The sequence below is a fragment of the Streptomyces sp. NPDC016845 genome, from assembly GCF_044332585.1.
Taxonomy (GTDB): Bacteria; Actinomycetota; Actinomycetes; order Streptomycetales; family Streptomycetaceae; genus Streptomyces.
In genome coordinates this window covers 98,239-110,323 of record NZ_JBIRPI010000019.1, presented here as the reverse complement: position 1 = coordinate 110,323, position 12,085 = coordinate 98,239, and the positions used below count along the sequence as shown (strand labels likewise).

Genomic DNA, 12,085 nt, shown 5'->3' with positions numbered 1-12,085 from the left:
CGGCCCTGCCCGGAGCCTTCGCAGGTCTCCGAGCAGGGCGCAACAGCATGAGTGATGACCGAACTTCCTACCCGGAATGACCCGGGCGAGGTTCAGAGGGTCTGCGGCCTGCGGTATGGAACCGGTGCCGCACTCTCAGCGCTGTGGCGCTCCCCTGTCGGAATATGCAGATGTGGTTGGTACCGCTCGGCCCAGGCTACCGCTCGGTCGCGGCGAGCTGACCGCACGCCCCGTCGATCTCCTGGCCACGGGTGTCCCGGACGGTGACGGGCACCCCGTGCGCCGCGATCGCCTCGACGAACGCCTTCTCGTCCTCGGGCCGCGACGCGGTCCACTTCGACCCCGGCGTCGGGTTCAGCGGAATGAGATTGACGTGCACCGGCTTGCCCCGCAGCAGCCGGCCGAGCCGGTCACCGCGCCAGGCCTGGTCGTTGATGTCACGGATGAGCGCGTACTCGATCGACAGCCGGCGCCCCGACTTGGCGGCGTACTCCCATCCGGCGTCGAGGACCTCACGCACCTTCCACCGGGTGTTGACCGGTACGAGGGTGTCGCGCAGCTCGTCGTCGGGCGCGTGCAGCGAGATGGCGAGGCGGCACTTGAAGCCCTCGTCGGCGAACCGGTTGATCGCCGGGACGAGCCCGACGGTCGACACGGTGATGCCGCGCTGGGAGAGCCCGAGCCCGTCCGGCTCGGGGTCGGTCAGGGCGCGGATGGCGCCGACGACCCGCTTGTAGTTGGCGAGCGGCTCGCCCATCCCCATGAAGACGATGTTGCTGAGCCGGGCCGGCCCGCCGGGGATCTCCCCGTCCCTGAGCGCCCGCATCCCGTCCACGATCTGGTGCACGATCTCACCGGTCGACAGGTTCCGGTCGAGCCCGGCCTGTCCGGTGGCGCAGAACGGGCAGTTCATCCCGCAGCCGGCTTGCGACGAGATGCACATGGTGACCCGGTCCGGGTAGCGCATGAGCACCGACTCGACGAGCGTCCCGTCGAACAGCCGCCACAGCGTCTTGCGGGTGGTGTCCTGGTCGGTCGACAGGTGCCGCACGACGCTCATCAGCTCGGGCAGCAGCGCCTCCCGCAGCTTCTCGCGCGAACCGGCGGGGATGTCGGTCCACTCCGCGGGGTCGTGCGCGTACCGCGCGAAGTAGTGCTGCGACAGCTGCTTGGCGCGAAACGGCTTCTCACCGATCGCGGCAACAGCCTCCTTCCGCTCAGCGGGCGAAAGGTCGGCGAGGTGCCGCGGCGGCTTCTTGGCTCCGCGGGGGGCGACGAAAGTGAGTTCTCCGGGCTTAGGCATGGCTCTACCAGTGTCGCAGACGGATGGGCGTGACCTGGGGTCGTCGGGTAGGACCCCTGTCACTGTTGGTCGCCGCTGGTCGCTGTCGAGCGGCCTCGGACGGCCCAGAGACGGCCCGAGAGGACAGATCGAACAGCTATATCCAGCGGGGACGCGCCCACCTCACTCCAGCATCGCCACCACCTGTCACAAGTTAGTTACCTGATCTACTATCTATGCAGACTGCCCACATAAACACATTTCAGCACTTCGGTCACCCCACACAGGAATTCGGACACGCGGAGCACGATGTGGCTAGATGGCGGCGACAGCGCCGAACCGCAAGGCAGAGCGCAAGAACAGAGCGGACCTCAAAGCGCTTTGACGAACTGGAAGTTCTTCGTAATAAAGCAACTCGACGCTCAAGCGCCCTAGCTAACATCCCGGCCTACGCAGGTGCAGCCGTCGTGCTTCTCGTGATCGTGAAGATAGCAATTGTGTCGCATGGCGTTCCATCAACCATGCTGGAGCTAATATCCGCCGCTGGGCCCGTCCAAGTTTTCGTCGGCACGATCATATTGTTACTGCCTTTTTCTGGCATCATTGTCATATACGCCAACGACGAGGTTTACAGGCGACCTGGAATGTCGGAGGTGGCAAAAAATGAGATACGCCTCGGGGTGTACCTTACGATCTTTGTTCTTTCGTACCTTCTCGTATGGTACTGGGTCGTCTTGGTGGTAATCGTTCTAGCCGTGCGGCACTTTATTTTCGTGCGAGACAGGAAGAAAGGGCGCGCAGTCGACCGCGTTGAACCGCTGCCACTCGACAAATGGCTACAGAAAGAGCCGACGGATGAACGCCTGCACGAACTATGGACTGAAGCGAAGCAGAAGGTGGAACGACTGAATGCCGAACGTAGCGCAGGCGTTGCGGACCTTTCCAGGATAGCGGCACTGAGGACGTCCACCCAAGAAACACTTGATGAGTTCAACGGACGTGCGGACGAGATCCGCAAGTTGCAATACTCCCAAGGCACCGCCATGGCTTCCGTACTGGCAAGTTACGCATTCGCGCTACTGATTCAATTCCTCGGAAGCGATACGCCTTGGCTTCCTGCAGAACAAGTAGATCTCAAGGAGGGAAGGCGAGAAATCGCCTACGTCGTCCAGGCTGGAGACTCTTGGACGACACTCCTCGACGAAAGCACGAGGTCCGTAATTCGAGTCCCTTCGGACTCCGTCTTGTCACGCAAGATCTGCTCTGCGAAGGGGAGAGAGAAAGGTTCTGAGACTCTTTGGCGTCTCGCTGACGACCATGCGATTATCTATCGAAAATGCCCGTCCCCAAAGCCGGGTCGCTGAAGACGAGGGCGGTGGAGCGGCTTTGGGCGGGAGCTGCTTTGGGGCGAGTGATCTTGGCCCCGTAAGCTTCCGGCGAGTCGGGCAGTCTGTGTAGCTGCCCGTTGAAGCACGACGTTGGGGCCAAGATCTTAGAGGCTCGCCCCAAAGTGGCTGCCTAAAGCCGTGGAGCCGACCGCCCCAGCCGCAGCGGGTTTCTCCCCTTCGCCCGCTTAGCACGCGAGCGGGCCGCCCGGACCGGCCAGCCGTGGCGAAGCCAAGAGGCGGGCCGGGCTGCGAGGCGGCCCGCGCCCGCGCCGTGCGCGGGCCTTGATGAAGTAGGGAAACTTCCACCGCTTCGGCGAACCAGGGGCTACGGCGTTCCACCATTGGCTACGTGGCGGATCTCTTGGGTGTTCGTCCGCCTTGGAGACAGGGAACCGTCCAGCGCCCATGCCCGGAGGGACTCGTGCCGGGCTGTTCGCCAACTGGCCGACTCGGCTACGGTGCGCATCATGCCCACTGCACTGGACACGCCCCAAGGCGCGGCCAAACTGGCTGAGGCTTTGCTGCCACCGCTGGGAAACCGCTGGCTGCACACTCAGGCTGTAGCGGCACGTGCCCGCGAGGCATCGGCCGCTGTCCCAGAGGCCGAACGGGATCTCCTCGTTGCCGCGGCCTGGCTGCATGACATCGGCTACGCCCCGGAGCGCCGCGAGACTGGGTTCCACCCGCTAGACGGCGCGCGGTACCTCGAATCCCTCGGCGCCCCCGATCGGCTCGTGCGGCTGGTCGCTCACCACTCCGGCGCCATGTACGAGGCAGAGCAGCGCGGCTTGGCAGACGACTTGGCCGTCTATGAGCGGGAAGACTCGCCGCTCCTCGACGCGCTGATCTACGCCGACATGACGACCGGCCCCGCTGGGCAGTCCTTCGACTTTGATCGTCGCATTGCCGAGATTCTCGTCCGGTACGAGCCGGGCAGTGAAGTGCACACCGCGATCAGCACGGCACGCCAGTACCTCGGCGCCGCCGTCGAGCGCACGCGTGCGCGCCTTGGTAGCTGATCAACCGATGTAGGGCTCTGCCCGGTTCGCCAAGCCGTGCTCGATCCGCATCCGCATCGACGGGTGGATGCTCAGCTCCTTCAGCCGGTCCGGGTGGACGAACGCGACTTCCTTGCTCTCGCTGCTCGTCCTCAACTCGCCACCGACGATCCGAGCCGTGAAGCAGATCGAGAATTGTTGGCGTACCTCGCCGTCGTCATACGCCATGACGTGACCGGGGTCGGTGTACGTGCCGACCAGTCCTGTCACCTCGACATCGAACCCTGTCTCCTCCTTGGTCTCCCGGACGGCTGCCTCAGCGACCGATTCGCCGATCTCGACCCCGCCGCCGGGGAGCGCCCATAGATCGTTATCCGTCTTGTGGATCAGCAGGACTTCCCCGGCCTCGTTGAGAGCGACGGCGACCACTGAAGGGACGATGCTGTTCGCCTTCGGGGCGTTCGGATCGTTCACATAGTCGATGCGAGCCATGTCCCCAGCGTCGCACGCCTGGTCGGTCACCGTGTCTACGCGGGCCGTCCCCGCTCCCACGCGTAGTCAAAGCTCCGCATGTAGTGCCGGAACGTCCTGGCCCCCGGCAGGTACCGGAAGTGCACCACCGGGTTCTGTCCGGCGGGAGCTCCAAGCACGTGCGGATTCACCAACACGTCGTCGTCGAAGCGGTAGATCGAGTTGTACAGGATCGTGTCATGAAGCCTGACCTCGATCCCCGGGACGTCCATCGCTGGTTCGAGGTACTGACGGGTGATGCGTGCCCGTGCTGCCAAGCCCTCGCCGATCCTCTCCTCTTCGCCGCGCTGCTTGATCATTGGTGCGTCTGGATCACCCAGCAAGATGCGAACCTCGGTCCCCGTTGCAGCCTTCTCGACCAACTGGTTGGGCAGGTCAGGGTGTCCGTCGAACAGGAAGAGACCCGCGTACACGAGGATCTCAACGTGACTCGTCGCGTTCTCGATTAGCGACTCCCACAGGCTCGCCGGAACGGCTCCTCGATGGGGGTAGTACGTGATCAGCTCAGATGTGCTGGCCGTGTCCGCCTGCTTCTCGATGGCGGGCCACAGGTAGACCTCATCCGCGCCAAGGAACTGTGAAGCCTTCCAACGGTGCGTCCGATGCGGAGTGCGCTCTTTCGAGATCCACCGTTCGACGCTCTTGGGGTCGATGCCGACGTGATCGGCAAGCGTCTGGATGGTCTCGCCCTTTGCGGAGATCGCTGCACGTAGACGGTCGTTCGCCATGGTGCCGCCCCCTGAACTCGCTGTGTTACCAGCGGGGTTGGGATGGAGGGACCTTCTCACGGTAGCCAAGACGTCCCCAAAGGTCCATAGGGCCGGTGCTGCGTCCACCCCCTTCGGGGGTCTCCTGCTCTCACCGCCAGACGGCGGTGAATCCCCCGCAAGAAGCAGGAGAACAGACGATGCGCCAGATACCCGTCGACACCTCCGCCGCCGCCGTGATGGTGGCCAAGCCTCCGCAGCCCAAGGTCAAGGACCGTCGTTCCGGCGAGATCGCAACGGACGTTGAGACCGGCGCGAAGCTGATGACCATCGAGGTCATGTTCTCCGCCAACGATGAGGTGGAGATCCTGGCTGTCACGGTCCCGGAGCCGGGCATTACTGGTGAGCTGGTGATGGGTACGCCCGTCGCACTCACGGGCCTGATCGCCCGGCCGTGGGAGAACGACTTCGGCAACGGCCAGCGTCACGGCATCTCGTTCCGCGCGGTCGCCGTCACCTCGCTGGCCGCGGGTGCCTCGAAGCCCAAGGCGGCCTGAGCCATGACATGGCCGCTCGCCCTCATGCTGCTGGTCGCCGCTGCCGTGTACGTCCTGCGGTGGCGGCGTCCCGCCTGGTACTGGATGACCTTCGGGGTCACCTTCGCGGCCTTCCGGGTCCTGACGCGCTACCGCGCGTCGATGGAGGCGTGCCGCCTGGTCGTCGCTCACACCCCGGCCAAGGTGGTCACCTCGGCCCTGCTGCAACAGCCCTTACCGCCCGCTCGCCCGGCGAAGATCCGGCGTATCCGGCCGACGCGTGCCGGTCTCATCCTGCGGCTCAAGCTGCGCCCCGGGCAGGACGCGGAAGCGTTCACGATCGCTGCGGACCGGCTCCGTCACGCGTTCACCATGCACGCGGTCACCGCCCGCGAACTGGGACCGTCTCTTGTCGAGTTGCGCATGACCGGCTTCGACGTCCTCAAGCGAGTCCAGATGCCCGTGCGGGCCGCGGCGAGTGTGCTGAAAGTCCCCGTCGCGCTGACGGATGACGGCGGCACCTACTACCGCGACTACCGGGTGGTGCCGCATTCGCTGATCCTGGGCGCCACTCAGTCGGGCAAGTCCGTCATGCAGCGCTGCTTGGTCACCGCCCTGGCCTCTCAGCCGGTGGCCCTGGTCGGTATCGACTGCAAGGGCGGCGTGCAGCTCGCTCCGCTCGCCCGGCGCCTGTCGGCCCTGGCGGACAACGCCGAAGACGCTGCCGACATGCTCGATGCGCTGGTGGCCCGGATGCCCGCGATCTATGACCTGATCCGTCGTGAGCAGCGCATCAGCGCCGACACCACGGATGAGGAGATCACAGACGACATCTGGGGCCTGCCCGCCTACCTGCGGCCCATTCCGGTGGTCGTCCTCGTCGATGAGGTGGCCGAGCTGCTGCTGTATGCGAACACCGCCGAGAAGCGGCGCCGTGAACGCATCGTGACCGCGCTGATCCGCCTGGTCCAGCTCGGCCGGGCGGCCGGAATCTACGTCGAGATCTGCGGGCAGCGCTTCGGCGCCGAGCTGGGCGACGGGGTGACCATGCTGCGGGCCCAGTTGACCGGCCGTATCGCGCACCGCGTCAACGATGAGTCCTCGGCCAAGATGGCGTTCGCCGATATCTCGCCCGAAGCCGTCTGGGCGGCCACACAGATCTCCAACGACCGCCCCGGCACGGCCATCGTCGGCGACTCGACCGGCGGCTGGGCCAAGGTCCGCACCCCGCACATCTCGCTGCGCCGCGCCGTGAACGTCTGCAACCGGTACGCGGACCTGACCCCTGTCCTGCCCGAACTCGACGACTGGCAGCCGGTCCTGGCCCCTGCTGCATCGCCGCCGGTTCCCGCTCCGGTCACTGAGCTGGCCGACCCCGTCTGATCTGGAAGGAGCACCGCTATGCCTCGACGTCACAGCCGCTCGCAGGTCCGGACTGACTGGGCCCGAAGCCAACGCATCTATCAGGACGCTCAGGACCTCACCGACTTCTCTGAGTACGAGTCGGAGGACTACGAGTTCGGCGAGTTCATCGAGTCTGTGATGAAGGCGCAGATGCGGCGGGAGAACGAGGGCGACTATCCGCCCGAGGGTCACACCTACCCGAAGCGTCGGTGGTGATCCGGTGGACACCTTCGAGGACTTCGTCCGCACCATGACGCTGCTCGGCGACCTGGCCGTCTACGCCCACTCGCTCAATGTGGATCACGACTTCGTCGCCATCGTGGCGCCGTCCCTCGCCGCCTCGTTGCCGGAGCCTCCGCCCGGCCTGCTGCCCCCGTACGACGGCCCCAAGTACCCCGGTGGGGGCTGGTGAGCATGGTTGCCGCCCGCAAGCGCGCCCCGCGCAAGCCCCCGGCTCCGCCGCCGTGTCAGACCTGCAAGGGCTCCGGAGAGATCTCCGTCCCGGTCCGCGTTGGCGGTCGTAAACAGCGGACCACCAATCACCAGCAAACCGGCATGTGCCTGAGCTGCCTCGGCTCCGGCGAAGCATCCACTGACTGATCACGACACCCCACTGAGAGGAGCCCGCCATGGGTCGGTTCGGAACATCACCCCGTACCCCTAGGGCCACACCGAAGGGCGAATGCCCCCAGTGCTGGCGCCACGCATACGACCCCGCGGCGCACCGGGGACTGAGCCCGGGTGAGGACTGCCCGCAGTGCATCGACCACATGCTTTACGGCTGCCCCGACATCAACCGCCGCTGAACCGAACCCGCCGGGACCGGGCGGCCGGACATCGATCCCCGCCCGGCCCCGGCCCCACTTGAAGGAGGTGAGGACATGACCCGCCAGTTCCGACCGGATGCCGTACTCATTCAGGCCGTGATTGCCGGTGCGCTGTCCTTCGCCCACCTGCACGACATCGCCGCCGCAGCCGGACAGACCGGCTGGAAGGCATGGGCCTACCCAACCTCGGTCGACCTGCTGCTGGTCGCTGCCTGGCGACGGCTGCGCACCGACGGACCGTCCCGCCTGGCCTGGTGCTGGTTCCTGGTCGCCCTAGTCGCCTCGCTCGGCGCCAACGTCGCCACCGCCGGATTCCTCGACCTGGCGAACCCTCCGGCCTGGCTGCGGTTCGGCGTCGCCGGATGGCCCGCGCTCGCCTTCCTCGGCGGCACCCTCTTGGCGCACTCGCCGACTGCTGCCGGGGACCGGGTGCCGGTTCCGCCGGCGCCCGCAGCCTCGGCCCCCGAACCCGCTCCCGCCTCCGGTCCGGCGGAGTCCCTCCCGGCTGTCGACGAGGCTCCGGCACTGTCCGCCGCTGCCCCTGCGCCTGCTCCTCCGGTCCCCGCCGCACTGGTCGAACACGCCCGCAAGGTCGCCGACGACCACCGCGCCCGGACCGGTACCCCAATCGACACGGACACCCTGCGTGCCCGCCTCGGCGTCCCGGCCCCGATGGCCGACGCAATCGCTACCCGCCTCGCCGACTAGGAGAGATCCGCCATGAACGTCCCGCTCTGGTTCTTCGTCGCCTGCGTCGGCGTGCTCGGCATCCGGCTCGTCCGCGTGCCCTGGTGGCTGATCACCCTGCTCCTGCTGGGTGGCTACCTCCTCGCAGGCAGCCTCTTCGCCCCCGTCATCGACCCTGCCCTCAAGTAACCACATGCGCATAGGAGTTTCACCATGGCGCTTCGTCCCAAGGTTCCGACCAACGACCAGCCGACCGGCCACGTCTCCTCGACCGTCATCGAGCCGACCTCGGTCGTCCCCGCCCCGTACTACGCCCCGACTCCGCCCCCGGCCCCCGCGGCGCCGTCCCGGCCCACGGTCCAGCTCACCCCCGGCGCCCTGCTCCTCGCCGTCGGTGGCGGCACCGCAGCCATCCTCGTCGTCGGCGCCGTCCTGGTCTCAATGCTCCTCGCCGTCGCCGTCACCGCCGCCTCGGTGGCCGTGTGCGCCGTCGTAATCCGCTCGCTCATCGCCTCCGAGCACAAGCACCGCTGACCGGCCCCGGAGCGGCGTCAACCGCCAAGTCTCGTCCGCTCCGGGCCCGCGCCTCCTACCCGAACTCACTGATCCGGAAGGAACCACCATCATGACCGACCGCATCGACTCCTCGGCGCGGGTCTGCCCAAACTGCGACGGCTTCCCCACCGTCGCCGTTACCCTCGGCGGCCGTACCCGCGCCGGACACCTGCGCACCATCACCGTGCACTGCCCGCAGTGCCACGGCATCGGCACCCTGACCGCCCGCATCACCGCCCTGGCCGGGGGCCGCGCATGACCAACATCGCGCACTTCCCGGGCCTCGACCCGGTCACCCTCGCCGACGCGCTCCGGGTGGCCGGGTCCGACGGCTTCAACCGCTGGCAAGACCAGATCCGCCGCACGGGCGGCTGCACCAGCCCCATCCACCTGACCGGCTGGACGCTGACCAAGGACAAGACGACCGGGCAGACCCTGCACCACTACTCGACCGAGAGCGAGCCGGGCGGACGGCTCCGGGTCGCCTGCGGCAACCGCCGCGCCTCCCGCTGCCCGTCCTGCGCCTGGACTTACGCCGGGGACACCTATCACCTGATCCGCGCTGGACTCGTCGGCGACGACCGCCGCGACATCACCGCCACGGTCCGAGAACACCCTCGTGTCTTCGCCACCCTGACCGCCCCGTCATTCGGCCCGGTCCACAACCGGCCCGACCGCGGCACCTGCCGCTGCGGCACCCGGCACACCGCGGATGATCCAACGCTCGGCACCGCCCTTGATCCGCCCACCTACGACTACGCGGGCACGGTCCTCTTCAACAACCTGTCGGGCGAGCTGTGGATGCGCTTCATCAACCGGCTCCGCCGAGAGATCGCCACCCGCGCCGGACTCACACAGCGGCAACTCGTCGACACCGCCCGCGTGTCGTACGGCAAGGTCGCCGAGTTCCAAAAGCGCGGCGCCATCCACTTCCACGCCGTGATCCGGCTCGACGGCCCGGACGGACCGGACACCCCGCCACCCTGTTGGGCCAGCGTCGCCCTGCTCGACCACGCGATCCGCGCGGCTGCCGCGCACGCCTACACCAGTGTCAGCGTCTCCGCCGCCGACGACCAACCGGCCCGCACCTTCCGCTGGGGCCCACAGCTCGACGTACGCCCCATCCGGGCCTTCGGCAACGGCTCCGAGATAACCGAACAGGCGGTCGCCTCCTACGTCGCCAAGTACGCCACCAAAGCCGCAGAGAACACCGGCACTCTCGACCGCCGGATCGGCGAACTCGCCGAACTCGACCGCTACGGCGTCCCCGACCACGCCCGCCGACTGATCAAGGCATGCAGGCTGCTCGATCCGCTCTACCCGGACCGTCGGCTCTGGGCCTGGGCTCACATGCTCGGCTTCCGCGGCCACTTCTCCTCAAAATCCCGCCGCTACTCGACCACCCTCGGCGCACTCCGACAGGCCCGCGCCGACTTCCGCGCCACCCAAGAACGCCAAGCCCTCGGCCTGCCCGACTACGAGCCGGACACCGTCCTCGTCCTGGCCGATTGGCAGTACGCCGGGCATGGCCACACCCCCGGCGAATCCGCCCTCGCCGCGTCCATCGCCCGTGACCTCCAACTGAACCGCGAGACAGCACGCGAAGCCCTGGCCGACCTCGCCGACGAGGGGGCGTGGTGACCATGCAGCACGCCTTACCCGACCGCTACCTGACACCAACCGACGTCGCCAACCTCTTCGGCGTTCCAGTCGAGACCGTGTACCAGTGGCGCCGCAAGCACACCGGACCCCGTGGCTTCCGCGTCGGCCGCCACCTCCGCTTCGACCCCGAGGACCTCCGCGCCTGGGTGGAATCGCAAATGGAGGCGGCTGCCTGATGGCCGGACACGTCCAAGACCGCTGGTTCAAGGTCGAGCCGGGCCCGGACGGCAAGCCCGTCAAGGTCAGGAGCGACCGCTACGGCGTCGGCCTCCGCTACCGCGCCCGCTACATCGGCCCGGACGGATCGGAGAAGTCCAAGAGCTTCGCCGACCGACAGAAGCGACTCGCTGAGCAGTGGCTCACTGACACGGCGTCGGACATGTCGCGCGGCAGCTACATCGATCCTCGTGCCGCTCGGATCACCTTCAAGAAGTACGCCGACAGGTGGCTGAGGGCGCACACCGCTGACCTATCGAGCCAGATCGTCACCGAACAGCGGCTCCGGTTGCACGCGTTCCCGGTCATCGGCACACGACCGCTGGACTCCTTCCGTCCCGAGCACATCCGACAGCTCACGAGCGCTCTGGAGTCCAACCCCGCGGTCAGTGGCGCGTACGCACGCAACATCTACGGGGACGTGCGCGCCGTCCTCAGCGCTGCCGTGGATGACGGGCTCCTCCCCCGGAACCCTTGCTCGGCGAAGTCAGTGCGTCCGCCGACCATTGAGCGTCGACGCGTCGTGCCCTGGCTGCCCACACAGGTGAAGGCCGTTCGCGCAGCACTCCCCGAGCGCTACCGGACCATGGTGGATACGGGCGCCGGATGCGGGCTCCGTCAAGGTGAGATCGTCGGTCTCGCTGAGGATGCGATCGACTTCGAGGGCGGCATCCTGCGCGTGATCCGTCAGGTGAAGCTCATCCGCGGTAAGGCCGTGTTCGCCCCACCGAAGTGCGGCAAGGAACGGGACGTACCGCTACCGTCGTCGGTCGCTGCGGCGTTGCGCGTCCACATGGACGCCTTCAAGCCTGTGGAGATCACCTTGCCGTGGCGGAAGCCGGACGGCCCGAAGGTGTCGGCGCGCCTCCTGTTCACGAACGCCGCGGGCGGAATCGTCTGGCGCAGCAACTTCAACGTCCAGGACTGGAAACCCGCTCTCGCCCTTGCTGGCCTCATCCCGGACGCCGGACCGGACGGCAAGTACGACTCGGCCCGCGAGCACGGCATGCACGCACTGAGGCACTTCTACGCCTCCGTCCTCCTCGACGCTGGGGAGAGCATCAAGGCCGTGAGCCAGTACCTCGGTCACACCGATCCGGCGCTGACGCTCCGCGTGTACGCGCACCTGATGCCGTCGAGCCAGGAGCGCACCCGAAACGCCGTCGACCGGGTGTTCCTGCCGCCGCCTCCCGAGCCTGACGGCCCAGAGACGGCCCAGTAACCCGAAACGGGCCCCTGATCCGCGCTTAACGCGCAGGTCGGGGGCCCTTCTGCTGCCCGGCTACCGCCAG

16 protein-coding genes and 1 riboswitch are annotated in these 12,085 nt (G+C 67.3%); of the genes, 13 read left to right on the top strand and 3 right to left on the bottom strand.

Features of this window, described 5'->3' with window-relative positions; all coding sequences use genetic code 11:
* Positions 1-46: 46 nt before the first annotated feature.
* A riboswitch (TPP riboswitch) is annotated at positions 47-166 on the bottom strand.
* Positions 167-196: 30 nt separating this feature from the next.
* The gene (gene rlmN, locus ACH4RC_RS32315; protein WP_398207189.1) at positions 197-1,303 is read right to left on the bottom strand and encodes a 23S rRNA (adenine(2503)-C(2))-methyltransferase RlmN; all 1,107 of its coding nucleotides are present in this window, start codon (positions 1,301-1,303) and stop codon (positions 197-199) included.
* Between the two features lie 446 nt (positions 1,304-1,749).
* On the opposite strand from rlmN, the gene ACH4RC_RS32310 reads away from it, so the two are divergent.
* Together ACH4RC_RS32310 and ACH4RC_RS32305 are read left to right on the top strand one after the other, a co-directional pair.
* Complete coding sequence (locus tag ACH4RC_RS32310) at positions 1,750-2,646, top strand: hypothetical protein (RefSeq protein WP_398207187.1); 897 nt, start codon at positions 1,750-1,752, stop codon at positions 2,644-2,646.
* A gap of 491 nt (positions 2,647-3,137) precedes the next feature.
* Positions 3,138-3,689: an HD domain-containing protein gene (locus ACH4RC_RS32305; protein WP_398207185.1), complete on the top strand. Its 552-nt coding sequence runs from the start codon at positions 3,138-3,140 to the stop codon at positions 3,687-3,689.
* Here ACH4RC_RS32305 and ACH4RC_RS32300 read toward each other — a convergent pair whose 3' ends face one another.
* Both ACH4RC_RS32300 and ACH4RC_RS32295 read right to left on the bottom strand, forming a co-directional pair.
* On the bottom strand, positions 3,690-4,160 hold the full coding sequence (locus ACH4RC_RS32300) for an NUDIX hydrolase (protein WP_398207183.1): 471 nt from the start codon (positions 4,158-4,160) through the stop codon (positions 3,690-3,692).
* Positions 4,161-4,195: 35 nt separating this feature from the next.
* Positions 4,196-4,927: an XRE family transcriptional regulator gene (locus ACH4RC_RS32295; RefSeq protein WP_398207181.1), complete on the bottom strand. Its 732-nt coding sequence runs from the start codon at positions 4,925-4,927 to the stop codon at positions 4,196-4,198.
* 179 nt (positions 4,928-5,106) lie between these two features.
* On the opposite strand from ACH4RC_RS32295, the gene ACH4RC_RS32290 reads away from it, so the two are divergent.
* From ACH4RC_RS32290 to ACH4RC_RS32240, 11 genes are all read left to right on the top strand, one after another.
* Positions 5,107-5,463 (top strand): hypothetical protein, encoded by a 357-nt coding sequence (locus ACH4RC_RS32290; RefSeq protein WP_398207179.1) that lies wholly within the window; start codon positions 5,107-5,109, stop codon positions 5,461-5,463.
* 3 nt (positions 5,464-5,466) lie between these two features.
* Complete coding sequence (locus tag ACH4RC_RS32285; RefSeq protein WP_398207177.1) at positions 5,467-6,825, top strand: FtsK/SpoIIIE domain-containing protein; 1,359 nt, start codon at positions 5,467-5,469, stop codon at positions 6,823-6,825.
* A gap of 18 nt (positions 6,826-6,843) precedes the next feature.
* Entirely contained in the window at positions 6,844-7,062 is a 219-nt protein-coding gene (locus ACH4RC_RS32280) for a hypothetical protein (protein WP_398207175.1), read from the top strand.
* A 4-nt stretch (positions 7,063-7,066) separates the two neighbouring features.
* Positions 7,067-7,258: a hypothetical protein gene (locus ACH4RC_RS32275; protein ID WP_398207173.1), complete on the top strand. Its 192-nt coding sequence runs from the start codon at positions 7,067-7,069 to the stop codon at positions 7,256-7,258.
* Positions 7,259-7,727: 469 nt separating this feature from the next.
* Positions 7,728-8,381 carry a DUF2637 domain-containing protein gene (locus ACH4RC_RS32270; RefSeq protein ID WP_398207171.1) on the top strand — a complete coding sequence of 218 codons (654 nt, stop codon included), beginning with the start codon at positions 7,728-7,730 and terminating at the stop codon, positions 8,379-8,381.
* A gap of 12 nt (positions 8,382-8,393) precedes the next feature.
* The gene (locus ACH4RC_RS32265) at positions 8,394-8,549 is read left to right on the top strand and encodes a hypothetical protein (RefSeq protein ID WP_398207169.1); all 156 of its coding nucleotides are present in this window, start codon (positions 8,394-8,396) and stop codon (positions 8,547-8,549) included.
* 24 nt (positions 8,550-8,573) lie between these two features.
* Positions 8,574-8,894, top strand: coding sequence for a SpdD-like protein (locus ACH4RC_RS32260; RefSeq protein ID WP_398207167.1), 321 nt, complete (start codon positions 8,574-8,576; stop codon positions 8,892-8,894).
* Positions 8,895-8,985: 91 nt separating this feature from the next.
* Entirely contained in the window at positions 8,986-9,174 is a 189-nt protein-coding gene (locus tag ACH4RC_RS32255) for a hypothetical protein (protein ID WP_398207165.1), read from the top strand.
* Entirely contained in the window at positions 9,171-10,556 is a 1,386-nt protein-coding gene (gene repSA / locus ACH4RC_RS32250) for a replication initiator protein RepSA (RefSeq protein ID WP_398207163.1), read from the top strand. Before ACH4RC_RS32255 ends, repSA begins: the two co-directional genes overlap by 4 nt.
* A 2-nt stretch (positions 10,557-10,558) precedes the next feature.
* A complete protein-coding gene (locus ACH4RC_RS32245; RefSeq protein ID WP_398207285.1) occupies positions 10,559-10,753 on the top strand; it encodes a helix-turn-helix domain-containing protein in 195 nt (64 codons plus the stop codon).
* Positions 10,753-12,015, top strand: coding sequence for a tyrosine-type recombinase/integrase (locus ACH4RC_RS32240; RefSeq protein WP_398207161.1), 1,263 nt, complete (start codon positions 10,753-10,755; stop codon positions 12,013-12,015). Before ACH4RC_RS32245 ends, ACH4RC_RS32240 begins: the two co-directional genes overlap by 1 nt.
* Positions 12,016-12,085: the final 70 nt, after the last annotated feature.

Coding starts and splice junctions, on each gene's coding strand:
- rlmN (WP_398207189.1), bottom strand. CDS start 1,303: ATGCCTAAGCCCGGAGAACTCACTTTCGTCGCCCCCCGCGGAGCCAAG.
- ACH4RC_RS32305 (WP_398207185.1), top strand. CDS start 3,138: ATGCCCACTGCACTGGACACGCCCCAAGGCGCGGCCAAACTGGCTGAG.
- ACH4RC_RS32300 (WP_398207183.1), bottom strand. CDS start 4,160: ATGGCTCGCATCGACTATGTGAACGATCCGAACGCCCCGAAGGCGAAC.
- ACH4RC_RS32295 (WP_398207181.1), bottom strand. CDS start 4,927: ATGGCGAACGACCGTCTACGTGCAGCGATCTCCGCAAAGGGCGAGACC.
- ACH4RC_RS32290 (WP_398207179.1), top strand. CDS start 5,107: ATGCGCCAGATACCCGTCGACACCTCCGCCGCCGCCGTGATGGTGGCC.
- ACH4RC_RS32285 (WP_398207177.1), top strand. CDS start 5,467: ATGACATGGCCGCTCGCCCTCATGCTGCTGGTCGCCGCTGCCGTGTAC.
- ACH4RC_RS32280 (WP_398207175.1), top strand. CDS start 6,844: ATGCCTCGACGTCACAGCCGCTCGCAGGTCCGGACTGACTGGGCCCGA.
- ACH4RC_RS32270 (WP_398207171.1), top strand. CDS start 7,728: ATGACCCGCCAGTTCCGACCGGATGCCGTACTCATTCAGGCCGTGATT.
- ACH4RC_RS32265 (WP_398207169.1), top strand. CDS start 8,394: ATGAACGTCCCGCTCTGGTTCTTCGTCGCCTGCGTCGGCGTGCTCGGC.
- ACH4RC_RS32260 (WP_398207167.1), top strand. CDS start 8,574: ATGGCGCTTCGTCCCAAGGTTCCGACCAACGACCAGCCGACCGGCCAC.
- ACH4RC_RS32255 (WP_398207165.1), top strand. CDS start 8,986: ATGACCGACCGCATCGACTCCTCGGCGCGGGTCTGCCCAAACTGCGAC.
- repSA (WP_398207163.1), top strand. CDS start 9,171: ATGACCAACATCGCGCACTTCCCGGGCCTCGACCCGGTCACCCTCGCC.
- ACH4RC_RS32245 (WP_398207285.1), top strand. CDS start 10,559: ATGCAGCACGCCTTACCCGACCGCTACCTGACACCAACCGACGTCGCC.
- ACH4RC_RS32240 (WP_398207161.1), top strand. CDS start 10,753: ATGGCCGGACACGTCCAAGACCGCTGGTTCAAGGTCGAGCCGGGCCCG.